Origin of the sequence: Streptomyces sp. NPDC051555, from assembly GCF_044454405.1 — a bacterium.
GTDB lineage: Bacteria > Actinomycetota > Actinomycetes > Streptomycetales > Streptomycetaceae > Streptomyces.
In genome coordinates, this window is the sequence record NZ_JBITDP010000003.1 from 54,315 (window position 1) to 67,957 (window position 13,643).

Annotated in this window: 9 protein-coding genes, 2 pseudogenes and 1 riboswitch; of the genes and pseudogenes, 8 read left to right on the forward strand and 3 right to left on the reverse strand. The window is 73.8% G+C overall.

Annotation, left to right across the window (positions count from 1 at the left end):
- Positions 1 to 70 precede the first annotated feature (70 nt).
- The gene (locus ACIBEA_RS08705) at positions 71 to 1,669 is read right to left on the reverse strand and encodes an ABC-F family ATP-binding cassette domain-containing protein (RefSeq protein WP_399259128.1); all 1,599 of its coding nucleotides are present in this window, start codon (positions 1,667 to 1,669) and stop codon (positions 71 to 73) included.
- Between the two features lie 278 nt (positions 1,670 to 1,947).
- Here ACIBEA_RS08705 and ACIBEA_RS08710 point away from each other — a divergent pair, with 278 nt between their 5' ends.
- Together ACIBEA_RS08710 and ACIBEA_RS08715 are read left to right on the forward strand one after the other, a co-directional pair.
- Positions 1,948 to 2,838: a neutral zinc metallopeptidase gene (locus ACIBEA_RS08710; protein ID WP_399259129.1), complete on the forward strand. Its 891-nt coding sequence runs from the start codon at positions 1,948 to 1,950 to the stop codon at positions 2,836 to 2,838.
- A 61-nt stretch (positions 2,839 to 2,899) separates the two neighbouring features.
- Positions 2,900 to 3,295, forward strand: a complete 396-nt coding sequence (locus ACIBEA_RS08715; RefSeq protein ID WP_399259130.1) for a VOC family protein — start codon at positions 2,900 to 2,902, stop codon at positions 3,293 to 3,295.
- Between the two features lie 26 nt (positions 3,296 to 3,321).
- Here the strand turns inward: ACIBEA_RS08715 and ACIBEA_RS08720 are convergent, their stop codons facing one another.
- Both ACIBEA_RS08720 and ACIBEA_RS08725 read right to left on the reverse strand, forming a co-directional pair.
- Positions 3,322 to 4,737 carry a hypothetical protein gene (locus tag ACIBEA_RS08720; protein WP_399259131.1) on the reverse strand — a complete coding sequence of 472 codons (1,416 nt, stop codon included), beginning with the start codon at positions 4,735 to 4,737 and terminating at the stop codon, positions 3,322 to 3,324.
- 106 nt (positions 4,738 to 4,843) lie between these two features.
- Positions 4,844 to 5,995: pseudogene (locus tag ACIBEA_RS08725) on the reverse strand (alpha/beta hydrolase).
- A gap of 394 nt (positions 5,996 to 6,389) precedes the next feature.
- On the opposite strand from ACIBEA_RS08725, the gene ACIBEA_RS08730 reads away from it, so the two are divergent.
- The 6 genes and pseudogenes from ACIBEA_RS08730 to cobO all read left to right on the forward strand — a co-directional run bounded on the left by ACIBEA_RS08730 (position 6,390) and on the right by cobO (position 13,638).
- Positions 6,390 to 7,670 carry an anion permease gene (locus ACIBEA_RS08730; protein ID WP_399259132.1) on the forward strand — a complete coding sequence of 427 codons (1,281 nt, stop codon included), beginning with the start codon at positions 6,390 to 6,392 and terminating at the stop codon, positions 7,668 to 7,670.
- Between the two features lie 20 nt (positions 7,671 to 7,690).
- A complete protein-coding gene (locus ACIBEA_RS08735; RefSeq protein WP_354382247.1) occupies positions 7,691 to 7,912 on the forward strand; it encodes a hypothetical protein in 222 nt (73 codons plus the stop codon).
- A 103-nt stretch (positions 7,913 to 8,015) separates the two neighbouring features.
- Positions 8,016 to 8,163: riboswitch (cobalamin riboswitch) on the forward strand.
- A 34-nt stretch (positions 8,164 to 8,197) separates the two neighbouring features.
- The gene (locus ACIBEA_RS08740; protein ID WP_399259133.1) at positions 8,198 to 9,190 is read left to right on the forward strand and encodes a cobalamin biosynthesis protein; all 993 of its coding nucleotides are present in this window, start codon (positions 8,198 to 8,200) and stop codon (positions 9,188 to 9,190) included.
- A pseudogene (locus tag ACIBEA_RS08745) lies at positions 9,187 to 10,818 on the forward strand (cobyric acid synthase). Before ACIBEA_RS08740 ends, ACIBEA_RS08745 begins: the two are co-directional and overlap by 4 nt.
- A gap of 7 nt (positions 10,819 to 10,825) precedes the next feature.
- The gene (locus ACIBEA_RS08750; protein ID WP_399259134.1) at positions 10,826 to 13,039 is read left to right on the forward strand and encodes a putative cobaltochelatase; all 2,214 of its coding nucleotides are present in this window, start codon (positions 10,826 to 10,828) and stop codon (positions 13,037 to 13,039) included.
- Entirely contained in the window at positions 13,039 to 13,638 is a 600-nt protein-coding gene (gene cobO / locus ACIBEA_RS08755; RefSeq protein WP_399259136.1) for a cob(I)yrinic acid a,c-diamide adenosyltransferase, read from the forward strand. The genes ACIBEA_RS08750 and cobO overlap by 1 nt, the downstream gene beginning before the upstream one ends.
- The last annotated feature ends 5 nt before the right edge of the window (positions 13,639 to 13,643 follow it).

Genomic DNA, 13,643 nt, shown 5'->3' on the forward strand with positions numbered 1-13,643 from the left:
CTCAGATGATGGATCACTGGTGGGCCGAATGATCCATAAGGAACTGGATCAACGGCCCCGGCGAGGCGCCTCAGGCCAGGGACACCAGGTCCCGGTAGTCCGGGCCCCACAGGTCCTCGACGCCGTCGGGGAGCAGGATGATCCGCTCCGGCTCCAGCGCCTCGACCGCGCCCTCGTCGTGCGTCACGAGGATGACGGCGCCCTTGTACGTGCGCAGTGCGCCGAGGATCTCCTCGCGGCTGGCCGGGTCGAGGTTGTTGGTGGGCTCGTCGAGGAGCAGCACGTTCGCCGAGGACACGACCAGGGTGGCCAGGGCGAGGCGGGTCTTCTCGCCGCCGGAGAGGACCCCGGCGGGCTTGTCGACGTCGTCGCCGGAGAACAGGAAGGAGCCGAGCGTCTTGCGGACGGCGACCAGGTCCAGGTCGGGCGCGGAGGAGCGCATGTTCTCCAGGACCGTGCGCTCCGGGTCCAGGGTCTCGTGCTCCTGGGCGTAGTAGCCGAGCTTGAGGCCGTGGCCGGGGGTGACCTCGCCGGTGTCGGGCTTCTCGGTGCCCGACAGCAGGCGCAGCAGGGTGGTCTTGCCCGCGCCGTTGAGGCCGAGGATGACCACGCGCGAACCCTTGTCGATCGCCAGGTCGACGTCGGTGAAGATCTCCAGCGAGCCGTACGACTTGGACAGGCCCTCGGCGGTCAGCGGGGTCTTGCCGCAGGGCGCCGGGTCCGGGAAGCGCAGCTTGGCGACCTTGTCGGAGACGCGGACGGCGTCCAGGCCGGCGAGCAGCCGGTCGGCGCGCTTGGCCATGTTCTGCGCGGCGACGGTCTTGGTCGCCTTGGCGCGCATCTTGTCGGCCTGGGAGTTGAGGGCCGCGGCCTTCTTCTCCGCGTTCTGGCGCTCGCGCTTGCGGCGCTTCTCGTCGGCCTCGCGCTGCTGCTGGTAGAGCTTCCAGCCCATGTTGTAGACGTCGATCTGGGCGCGGTTGGCGTCCAGGTAGAAGACCTTGTTGACGACGGTCTCGACCAGGTCGACGTCGTGGGAGATCACGATGAAGCCACCGCGGTAGTTCTTCAGGTAGTCGCGCAGCCACACGATCGAGTCGGCGTCGAGGTGGTTGGTCGGCTCGTCGAGGAGGAGCGTGTCGGCGTCCGAGAAGAGGATGCGGGCGAGCTCGACGCGGCGGCGCTGACCACCGGAGAGGGTGTGCAGGGGCTGGCCGAGCACCCGGTCGGGCAGGCCGAGGGCGGCGGAGATCGTCGCGGCCTCGGACTCGGCGGCGTACCCGCCCTTGGTCAGGAACTCCGTCTCCTGGCGCTCGTACTGCCGCATCGCCTTCTCGCGGGTGGCGCCGGAGCCGGAGGAGATGCGCTCCTCGTTCATGCGCATCTTCTTGAGCAGGACGTCCAGGCCGCGCGCGGAGAGGATCCGGTCGCTGGCCAGGACGTCGAGGTCGCCGGTGCGCGGGTCCTGCGGGAGGTAGCCGACCTCGCCCGAGCGGGCGATGCTGCCGCCGGCCGGCGTCCCCTCGCCCGCGAGGCACTTGGTGAGGGTGGTCTTGCCCGCTCCGTTGCGGCCGACGAGGCCGATGCGGTCGCCCTTGGCGATACGGAAGGACGCGTTCTCGATGAGGATGCGGGCGCCGGCGCGCAGCTCGATGCCGGTGGCGGTGATCACGGAAATACTCCAGGGCGGTGGGGACGGCGGAAGGGGGGCAGGGACGCGAGTCTTCGGCGCCGCTAATCCGCGAGGAGATTTGCCATGGAAGCCATTCTACCGGGGGCGCGCAACTACTTTGCGGGGCGCCCGGCGGCGGCCGGGCGCCGACCCGGGTCCCCCGTTCGGCCCCCGTACGGCGCCGCCGCGGGGCCGGGCATACCAGGATGAAGGGATCGGTACTCGCCGCAGGGGCGGACACGTGACCTCCCCCACTTCACGATGAGAGGGCGTGCGGGATGCAGTTCGACGACGACGCCAATCTGGACACATCCGAGGTCAAGGACGTCCGGAACAGCCGCATCCCCGGAGGCAGGGCCACCATCGGTGGCGGCATCGTGGGCCTCATCGCGCTGGTGATGGGGCTGCTCTTCGGGGTGGGGCCCGAACAGCTCGGGCTCTCCGACGGCAGCCCGGAGCCCGCCGCCACCTCCTCCTCGGCCGCCCAGGTGCAGCAGACCTGCAAGACCGGCCGGGACGCGAACGCGCGGGAGGACTGTCGGCTGGTCGCCGTGGTCAACAGCACGCAGGACTTCTGGAAGCAGGAGTTCACCAAGCGGGGCGGGCAGTACACCCCGGCGCAGACGGTCTTCTTCACCGGGAAGGTCGGCACCGCCTGCGGCACGGCCACCTCGGCGGTGGGCCCGTTCTACTGCCCCGGCGACCAGAAGGTCTACCTCGACCTGGGGTTCTTCAACGAGCTGCGGACCAAGTTCGGCGCGAGCGGCGGCCCGTTCGCCCAGGCCTACGTGATCGCCCACGAGTACGGGCACCACATCCAGAACCTGACCGGCACCCTGCAGAAGGCCCAGGACGGACGGCAGGGCGCGAACAGCAACGCGGTCAAGGTGGAGCTCCAGGCCGACTGCTACGCGGGGGTGTGGGCGCACAACGCCACCAAGACCCCGGACAAGTCCACCGGGCGGCCGCTGATCACCAGCCTGACCGAGCAGGACATCAAGGACGGCCTCGACGCGGCGGCGGCGGTCGGCGACGACCGGATCCAGGAGAAGTTCCAGGGGCGGGTGACCCCGGAGTCCTGGACGCACGGCAGCGCCGAGCAGCGCCAGCAGTGGTTCTACCAGGGCTACCGGACGGGCGACATGGCCCAGTGCAACACCTTCCGCTGACTGTCGCACCCTCCTGCGAGACTGGTGACCCGGGTCATATCGACGAGAGGGAGTGATCGCCGTGGCAGGTGTTCCGACCATCTTTCCGACGCTGCTCTACCGCGACGCCCAGGCCGCCATCAAACAGCTGACCGAGGCCTTCGGCTTCACCCAGGCCGCCGTGTACGAGGGTGAGGACGGCGCGGTCATGCACGCCGAGCTGGCCTACGGCAACGGCATGGTGATGCTGGGCAGCAAGGGCCGGGGCGGGGTCTTCGACGCGGCCATGGCCGACGCCGGCCCGACCGGGGTGTACATCGTGGTCGAGGACGTGGACGCGCACCACCGCCGGGCCGCGGAGCACGGAGTGGAGATCCTCATGCCGCCGACCGACCAGGACTACGGGTCCCGGGACTACATGGCCCGCGACGGCGAGGGCAACATCTGGAGCTTCGGGACGTACGCGCCGCAGGTCTGACCCGCGGCGCGCACGTCCGCGTCGGCTCAGACCCCGCCGGTGTGCACCTGGAAGGCGGCGCGGCGCATCGCCTTGGCCAGGGCCGGGTCGGGGTGCGCGGCCGCCAGCGCCACGAGCACCTGCACGGTGCGCGGGTGACCGACCGCCCGGACCTCGTCCAGCAGCCGGGGCACGGTGGTGCGCACGGCCGAGTCGAGGTGGCGGGCCAGCAGCTCCGCCTCGCCGTGGTCGGCGATGGCCGCGGCGGTGTCGACCCACAGCCAGGTCGATTCCTCGCGGGTGAGCACCTCCTGGGCCTCGTCGGGGTCCACCCCGTCGTGCTCGGCGAGCCAGAGCAGGGCGTAGGGACGCAGCGCGGCCTCGCGCGATGCGGCCCGGACCTCGGGCTCGGCCCGGGCGCCGACCACGCGCAGCGCCTCGAAGGCCAGGCCGCGCAGCAGCGCGTCCTCCCCGCGGGCGGCGTGCAGCAGCTCGCTGACGGCGTGGCCGACGGGGCGGGCGGCGAGCCAGGCCTGGTATTCGGCGCGGGCCGGGCCGGGGGTGAGTCGGGCGCAGCCGTGCAGCATGGCCGCGGCCGACTGCTCGATGTTCCCGGCGGGGCTCTGCGCGGCCACGCAGATCTGCTCCAACTTGACCCAGACCGCCCAGCTGCCGAGCGGGGTGAGCGCGGCCATGGCGGGGCCCAGCGTGACGGCGTCCACGGCGGCCAGGCCGCCGAGGGCCCAGCGCAGCAGGCGGGCCAGCGGGACGGGACGGTCGGCGGCGCCGGGCCCCTGGGGGTCGGACGCGGGGACGTCGTAGGGGACTTCGCAGCGCTCGTCGCGCAGTTCGACGACGCGCTGGCCGAGCAGGTCCAGCAGCGCGGGGACGGTCACCGGGCCCGCGGAGAGCTGGAGCAGGGAGAGGACCTGGGGCATCGACTCGACCACGTCGGCGACGGCCGAGGGGGCGATGTCGGCGGGTGCCGGGTGGACGAGCGACCAGGCGTCGAAGAGCGCGACCCAGCCGCGCAGGACCGCCGTGTCGTCGCGGTCCCAGGCGCGCAGCCGCCAGCCGGGGCGGGCGTGGCCGCCGTGCACCTCGACGAGGCCGGCGAGGCGCGCCCGGTCCCAACCGACCTGGATCTGGCCGTGCGTCAGGCCCAGGTGGTGGGCGGCCCGTTCGACGTCGGCGGGGGGCAGCGCGCCCGCGGGGGCGGGCCGGGACCCGTCCGCGACACCGAGGTGGTGTTCGGCCCAGCGGGCCAGGCGCACGGCGTCAGCCAGCGAGGCGCGGGCCCGGTTCGCGAGGTCGGGCGCGGCGGGGGTGCCCGCCGGCGGCCGGGGTGTCGGCCGGGTGCTCCGGTCCGTCACTGCCTTGCGGGCCGTGGCGACGGAGCGCGGAGAGACGAGTCGGAGTCTGGAGTCGCGAGCCAACTGCTCATCAGGCTTTCGGGACGTCACGGAAGCAGTCTCGCCCGTCACCGCCCGAAAGCCCAAACGGAACCGTTCGTTACCACTGGAGGGTGATGGTCGATAACGGTGCAAACCACCCTTCCCGTCACGGTGGCTACATAAGAGGGGTGAGGAACCTGCGCAGGGCTTCCTCATAGCCCGCGGGATCCGCGTTCCACATCGCCCCGTGCGGGGCGCCCGGGACGGTCCGCAGGGTGACGAGGTCGGGCCGGGCCGCGGCGAGGCGGCGCGAGGGCTCCCAGGGCGCGAGGGCGTCGTCCGGCCCGTGGAAGATCAGTACGGGCATCCGCAGCGCCGCCGGATCGGCCCCCGGGGGCTGCCGGTCGACCCGGAGCCCGGTGCGGCCCTCGGCGGCCCGCACCGCGAGCGGGAGCAGCGCGGCCGGGGTGCCCCGGGCCGCGGCGAGCCGCTCCAGGGTGGTGCGCCAGTCCAGCACCGGGGAGTCGAGGACCAGGCCGGAGATCCTGCCGGCGAGGGCGGAGCGCTCCGCGGCGAGCAGGGCCATGGTGGCGCCGGTGGACCAGCCGTGCAGGACGACCCGGCGGGCACCGAAGCGGAGGGCGTAGCGGATGGCCGCGTCCACGTCGCGCCACTCCGAGGCGCCGAGGTGCCCGAGGCCGTCCGGCGGGCGGGGGGCGCCGAGGTCGCCGCGGTAGGCGAGGTCGAGGACCGGGAGGCGGTGGTGGTTCAGGAAGGGCATGACCACCATCGGGTGTTCCCGGGTGCCGCCGAGCCCGTGGACGGTGATCACTCAGGTGTCGCGGACGGCGGGCACGAACCACGCGGGCAGGGCGCCCAGCTCCCCCGGCACGTCGACGTCGGCGTGGTCGAGCCCGAGCGCGGTGCGCGGGTCGCCCACGTGGATCTGGGGTGTCAGGCGGACCCGGGTGCCGGGGGCCAGCGTGCCGTGGGTGACCCCCACCAGCCGCCGCACGACGGTGTCCGGGGCGTGCGGGGCGTCGGGCAGGACCGCCCCGACGACCGCGTGCACCCCGGGCGCGGCCAGCGCGTACGTGCCGGGCCACCGGGAGGCGAGCGAGAGCGTCAGCGCGACCCGGTCCGCCGCGGTGGAGTGGACGCTGAGCCGGGGCCCGCCGGGCAGCGGCCGGCCGGGCTCGTTGCGCAGGGCCGCGTCGGCCGCGTGCCGGCCGACCGCGACCGCGGCGACCGTGGCCGCCGCGGCCAGGCCTGCGGCGGCGGTGAGGGTGGCGGTGACGGCCGCTGCCGTCGTCGTTGCGGAGCGCACCGCTCCAGTGTCGACCGGCACGCCCGCCCCGGCCAGTGGAGCGGTTGGTCCCGGCCGGCGGAGCCGAGCGTTCCGCAGGGTCCGGGTCCGGACCAGGGTCCAGGCGGGGTCCGCTCCGCCTCCGCTCAGGTTCCGCTCCGCCGCCGCTCCGGGCGTGATCTGGATCTCGTCCGGGCGTCGGGGCGAGTGGCCGGGCGGGCCGGAATGCCCCCGTCCGGCCAGTAGTCAACCCCGGCCTGACGTGCGTAAATCGATGTATCGACCCATCAACCGGGACGAGGGCCCCAAACCGACCCCTGACCGGTACACCGCTCCGCCCGTTCCAGTTCATCTTCCGTTCACTCAGATTGCCTACGGTCGGCTAGCCACTGACGTCAAACAGAAGCCTGGGTAAATGGAGCACATAACGCTTCTCCTCGGGATCGTGATCATCACCGCTCTCGTGTTCGACTTCACGAACGGTTTTCACGACACGGCCAACGCGATGGCTACCACCATCTCGACCGGCGCGCTCAAGCCCAAGACGGCGGTGGCCATGTCCGCCGTGCTGAACCTCGTCGGCGCTTTCATGTCCGTGGAGGTCGCCAAGACGATCTCCAAGGGCCTGGTCAACGAAGAAGGCATCCAGCCGGAAGTGATCTTCGCCGCGCTCGTCGGCGCGATCCTCTGGAACCTCGTCACCTGGCTGGTCGGCCTGCCGTCCAGCTCCTCGCACGCCCTGATGGGCGGCCTGGTCGGCGCGGCCGTCGCCTCCGCCGGCCTCGGCGCCGTCAACGGCGACACGCTCGTCACCAAGGTGCTGCTCCCCGCGATCGCCGCGCCGATCGTCGCCGGTGTGGCCGCGATGCTGGCCTCCAAGCTGACCTACAAGCTGGGCGCCAACGTCGACGAGAAGACCTCCGCCAAGGGCTACAAGGCCGGTCAGATCGCCTCGGCCGGTCTGGTCTCCCTCGCGCACGGCACCAACGACGCGCAGAAGACCATGGGCATCATCACCCTCGCGCTGGTCGCGGGCGGGGCGCTCGCGCCCGGCTCCAACCCTCCGGTCTGGGTCATCGTCTCCGCCGGCATGGCGATCGCGATGGGCACCTACCTCGGCGGCTGGCGCATCATCCGCACCATGGGCAGCGGCCTGACCGACCTCCAGCCGCAGCAGGGCTTCGCGGCCCAGACCTCGGCCGCGAGCGTCATCCTGGCCTCCTCCAGCCTCGGCTTCTCCCTCTCCACCACCCACGCCTGCTCCGGTGCGGTCATGGGTGCGGGTCTCGGTCGCAAGGGCGGCGTGGTCCGCTGGTCCACCGCCAGCCGGATGTTCATCGCCTGGGGCCTGACCCTGCCGGCCGCCGCCCTGGTGGCCGCGGGCGCCGAGCTGGTCATGCGCACCGGTGACGTCGGCGTGGCCGCCGTCGCCCTCTTCCTCGTCGGCTCCTGCGTCGCCATCTGGCTGATCTCGCGCCGCCAGGTCGTCGACCACACCAACGTGAACGAGGCCGCCGAGCCCACCGACACCACGGTCGAGGCACCGGGCGTGGTCACCACCGCGATCGCCGCCGTGGCCGTCCCGCCGGTCGCGGGCACCACCGCCGCGGTCACGGACGAGGCCTTCAAGGCGACCATCCCGACCCCGGCCCCGGCCGCTCCCCCGGCACCGGCGGCTCCCGCCGCCGCGGTCTGACCCACAGAGGAATCGGCAGTATGAAGATCGACTGGGCAGCACTCGGCTCCGTGTTCGGCGTCAGCCTCTCCGCGACCGTCGCCCTCGTGACCCTCTTCACCCTGGGCATCGTGGGCCTGTCGAAGCACGAGACCGCGACCGGCCAGGGCGGCACCGCCCACCTGGCGCGCACCGGCGCGTACGCCTGCTTCGCACTGTGCGCGGTGGCCGTCGGCTACGCGATCTACCTGATCGTCAGCTGACACCCCGGACACCCCCGGGCGCCCCTCCCGCACCAGCACGTCCGAAAGCTCCCTCCGGCCCGCGGCCGGGGGGAGCTTTCGCAGGTCAACGGCAAGTTGACGGGCGTTCGCGGTGCGTGGTGGACTGCCCGAGCCAATACGGCGGCATGAAGAGGAAGTCCGGTGCGAATCCGGCGCGGTCCCGCCACTGTCACCGAGGAGCCGAAGGCTCCCGGAAGCCAGGAACTCTCGCCACCGGACACGTCGAACCAGGGCGCGGACCCTGAGTGAGGACCTACCTGCCACATGCGTGCCGATCGCGTTTTCGCGTACGGCGCGACGGCCGGCCTGATCGGCGACCGGATCCTCGGTGATCCGCGCCGCGGGCATCCCGTCGCCGCCTTCGGGCGGGCCGCCGCCACCGTCGAACGAGCCCTGTGGGGCAAGAGCCGCGCCCGGGGCGCGGTCCACACCCTGGTGTGCGCCGGGGGCGCGGCCGCCGTCGGCGCGCTCGGCGCCCGCGCCGTGCGCTCCCGGCCCGCCGCCGCCCGCATCGCCCTGACCGCCGCCGCGACCTGGGCGGTGGTCGGCGGCACCTCGCTGGGCCGCGAGGCCCGCGCCATCGGGGGCGCGCTCGCCGCCGGGGACACCGAGGTGGCCCGCGAGCGGCTGCCGCACCTGTGCGGGCGCGACCCGCAGGCCCTGGACGACCAGCAGATCGCCCGCGCCGTCGTGGAGTCGGTCGCCGAGAACACCTCCGACGCCGTCGTCGGCGCCCTGGTCTGGGGCGCCCTGGCGGGAGTGCCCGGGCTGCTGGGCTTCCGCGCCGTGAACACCCTCGACGCGATGGTCGGCCACAAGTCCCCCCGCTACCTGCGCTACGGCTGGGCCTCGGCCCGGCTCGACGACGTCGCGGGCTGGCCGGGCGCGCGGCTGACCGCGCTGGCCGCCGTACTGGCCGGACCGGACCGGCGGGGCGCCGTACGGGCCTGGCGCGCGGACGCCGCGGCGCACCCCAGCCCGAACGCCGGACCGGTGGAGGCCTCCTTCGCCGGGGCGCTCGGGGTCCGCCTCGGCGGGACCCTGGCGTACGCCGGGCGCGTGGAGCACCGGGCGGTGCTGAACGGGGCGGCGGGCCGCCCGGTCGAGGTCGCGGACATCGAGCGGGCCGTGCGGCTGTCGCGTCGGGTGACCTGGATCTCCCTCGGGGCCTGCGTGTCCTTGCGGGTGTTGGTGGCACATTGCACATCGGGCCGCAGCGGTCCGGCCCGTACGACGAAGGCGAAGGGACGCGCATGAGCGGCGCACGGCGCGGCGGGGGGCTCCTGGTCGCCGGGACCACTTCCGACGCGGGCAAGAGCGTGGTCACGGCGGGCATCTGCCGCTGGCTGGCCCGCCAGGGCGTGAAGGTGGCCCCCTTCAAGGCCCAGAACATGTCGCTGAACTCCTTCGTCACCCTGGAGGGCGCCGAGATCGGCCGCGCCCAGGCGATGCAGGCCCAGGCGGCCCGGGTCGAGCCGACCGCCCTGATGAACCCGGTGCTGCTCAAGCCCGGCAGCGACAGCAGCAGCCAGGTGGTGCTGCTGGGCAAGCCGGTGGGCGAGATGAGCGCCCGTGGCTACCACGGAGGGCGCCAGGAACAGCTGCTCGGCATCGTCACGGACTGCCTGGAGCAACTGCGGGGCACGTATGACGCCGTGATCTGCGAGGGGGCGGGCAGTCCGGCCGAGATCAACCTGCGGCGCACGGACATCGTGAACATGGGGATCGCACGGGCCGCGCGCTTCCCGGTGGTCGTGGTCGGCGACATCGACCGCGGCGGGGTCTTCGCCTCGTTCTTCGGCACGACGGCGCTGCTGTCCCCCGAGGACCAGTCGCTGATCGCGGGCTACCTAGTCAACAAGTTCCGCGGTGACGTCTCCCTGCTGGAGCCGGGCATGGAGATGCTGCGGGGCCTGACCGGGCGCGCGACGTACGGCGTGCTCCCCTTCCAGCACGGCCTCGGCATCGACGAGGAGGACGGCCTGCGCGTCTCCCTGCGCGGCGCCGTACGGGAATCCGTGGTCGCCCCGCCGGTCGGCGAGGACGTGCTGCGGGTCGCCGTCTGCGCGGTGCCCCTGATGTCGAACTTCACGGACGTCGACGCGCTGGCCGCCGAACCGGGCGTCGTGGTGCGCTTCGTGGACCGGGCCGAGGAACTGGCCGACGCCGACCTGGTCGTCGTACCGGGCACCCGCGGCACCGTGAAGGCGCTGGCCTGGCTGCGCGAGCGCGGGCTCGCCGACGCGCTGGCCCGACGGGCCGCCGAGGGGCGCCCGGTGCTGGGCATCTGCGGCGGCTTCCAGGCCCTGGGCGAATCCATCGACGACGAGGTCGAATCCCGGGCCGGGGTCGTCGACGGGCTCGGGCTGCTGCCGGTGCGCGTCCGCTTCGCGCGGGAGAAGACCCTCGCCCGGCCCAGCGGGCAGGCGCTCGGCGAGAGCGTCCAGGGGTACGAGATCCACCACGGCGTGGCCGACGTGCGGGGCGGGACCCCCTTCCTGGACGGGTGCCGGGTCGGCGAGGTGTGGGGCACCCACTGGCACGGGTCGCTGGAGAGCGACGGCTTCCGGCGGGCCTTCCTGCGGGAGGTCGCGCGCGCGGCCGGGCGGCGGTTCGTGCCGGCGCCCGACACATCGTTCGGCTCCCTGCGGGAGGAGCAGTTGGACCTGCTCGGCGACCTGATCGAGGAGCACGCGGACACGGACGCGCTGCTGCGGCTGATCGAGCACGGCGCCCCCGCCGGCCTGCCGTTCCTCCCCCCGGGTGCGCCGTGACGGCCGCCCGGGGCCTGCGGGGGCTCTCCCCTACCCGCCCCTTCCCGAAACCGGGCTCCGCCCGGACCCGCGCCTCCAACGCCGGCGAGGCTGGAATCACCCAAGGAGTGAGCAACGCATGAGCACGCCCTACCCGTTCACCGCAGTGGTCGGCCAGGCCGACCTGCGCCTGGCGCTCCTGCTCAATGCCGTGAGCCCCGCGGTCGGCGGCGTGCTCGTGCGCGGCGAGAAGGGGACGGCCAAGTCCACGGCCGTCCGCGCTCTGTCCGCGCTGCTGCCGCAGGTCGACGTCGTCGCGGGCTGCCGGTTCAGCTGCGCGCCCGCCGCGCCCGACCCGGCCTGCCCCGACGGCCCGCACGAGGGCGGTCCGGGCACGGCACGGCCCGCGCGGATGGTGGAGCTGCCGGTCGGCGCCTCCGAGGACCGGCTGGTGGGCGCACTCGACATCGAACGCGCCCTGTCCGAAGGCGTGAAGGCCTTCGAGCCGGGCCTGCTGGCCGACGCGCACCGCGGGATCCTCTACGTCGACGAGGTCAACCTGCTGCACGACCACCTCATCGACCTGCTCCTCGACGCGGCGGCGATGGGCGCCTCCTACGTGGAGCGCGAGGGCGTCTCCGTCCGGCACGCCGCCCGCTTCCTGCTGGTCGGCACGATGAACCCGGAGGAGGGCGAGCTGCGGCCGCAGCTGCTGGACCGCTTCGGGCTGACCGTCGAGGTCGCCGCCTCCCGCGAGCCCGCGCAGCGCGTCGAGGTGGTGCGCCGCCGGCTCTCGTACGAGGACGACCCCGCGGCCTTCGCCGGGCGCTGGGCCGAGGACGAGGCGGACGTACGGACCCGGGTCGTCGCGGCGCGGGCCCTGCTGGGCCGCGTGGTCCTGGGGGACGGCGCCCTGATGCGGATCGCCGCGACCTGCGCCGCCTTCGAGGTGGACGGGATGCGCGCCGACATCGTGATGGCGCGCACCGCCACCGCGCTGGCCGCCTGGGCCGGACGGACGGACGTGCGCAAGGAGGACGTGCGGCAGGCCGCGCTGCTGGCGCTGCCGCACCGGCGGCGGCGCAACCCCTTCGACGCACCGGGGCTGGACGAGGACAAGCTCGACGAGATCCTCGACTCCTTCCCGGACGAGGAGCCGGAGCCGGAACCCGACCCGGAGCCCGAGCCGGAGGGCCCGGACGACGGCGGACCGGAAGGCGGCACGGACGGCGGACCGGGTGACGGACCCGAAGGCGGACCCGACGGCGGACCCGACGGCGGGCCCGACGACGGCGGGGCGCCGCCCCAGGACCACGGCCGCGATCCGGCGTCGGAGTCGGCCCCGGAGGGGGACCCCGAGCCCGCCGCGGAGCCCGCACCGGCCCGTGCCGACGCGGCCGACGGTCCCACCCAGGCCGCCGTGGGGGCCGCGGACCCCTTCCGGACCAAGATGCTCAGCGTCCCGGGGCTCGGCGAGGGCGCGTCCGGACGGCGCTCGCGGGCCCGTACCGCGCACGGGCGCACGACCGGCGCCCAGCGCCCCCGGGGCCAGCTGACCAAGCTGCACCTCGCGGCGACCGTCCAGGCGGCCGCCCCGCACCAACTCGCCCGCGGGCGCAGCGGCCGCGGCCTGGTCGTGCGCAAGGACGACCTGCGCCAGGCGACCCGGGAGGGGCGCGAGGGCAACCTCGTCCTCTTCGTCGTCGACGCCTCGGGATCGATGGCGGCCCGCAAGCGGATGGGCGCGGTCAAGGGCGCGGTCCTGTCCCTGCTGCTGGACGCCTACCAGCGGCGCGACAAGGTCGGCCTGATCACCTTCCGCGGGACCGGCGCCGAGCTGGCGCTGCCGCCCACCTCTTCGGTGGACGCGGCGGCGGCCCGGCTGGAGCAGCTGCCGACCGGCGGGCGCACCCCGCTGGCGGCGGGTCTCCTCAAGGCCCACGAGGTGCTGCGCATCGAGCGGCTCCGCGATCCCTCGCGCCGCCCGCTGCTGGTCGTCGTCACCGACGGCCGCGCCACCTCGGCGGGAGCGGCGGGCGGTGACGCCCGGGCGCTCGCGCGCCGGGCGGCGCTGCTGCTCCAGGGCCAGCACGTCGCCTCGGTCGTCGTGGACTGCGAGTCGGGCCCGGTCCGGCTCGGTCTGGCCGGGGTACTGGCCACCGATCTGGGCGGTCCCGCCGTGACCCTCGACGGGCTGCGGGCCGATTCGCTGGCCGGGCTCGTGAAGGACGTGCGCACCGCCGTGTCGGCGCAGCACCAGAACCAGAAGCAGAACCAGCACGCGCACCAGACGCAGACCCGGACCCAGACGCAGACCCAGACCCGGACCCGCACCCAGAGGAAGGCCGCCTAATGCCCCAGGGACAGCCCACCGTCGTCCCCGACGACGGACTCACCACGCGTCAGCGCCGCAACCGCCCGCTGGTCTTCGTCCACACCGGCCCCGGCAAGGGCAAGTCGACGGCCGCCTTCGGCCTGGCGCTGCGCGCCTGGAACCAGGGCTGGCCCGTCGGGGTGTTCCAGTTCGTCAAGTCGGCGAAGTGGAAGGTCGGCGAGGAGAACGCGCTCAAGGCCCTCGGCGAGACGGGCAAGGGCGGCCCGGTCGTCTGGCACAAGATGGGCGAGGGGTGGTCCTGGGTCCAGCGCGACGCGCAGCTCGACAACGAGCAGGCGGCCAAGGAGGGTTGGGAGCAGGTCAAGCGCGACCTGGCCGCCGAGACGCACACCCTGTACGTCCTGGACGAGTTCACGTACGCGCTGCACTGGGGATGGATCGACGTGGACGAGGTGATCGAGGTGCTGCGGGACCGTCCCGGAACCCAGCACGTGGTCATCACCGGCCGCAACGCCCCCGAGAAGCTCGTGGAGTTCGCCGACCTGGTCACCGAGATGACCAAGGTCAAGCACCCCATGGACACCGGCCAGAAGGGCCAGAGAGGCATCGAGTGGTGACGTCC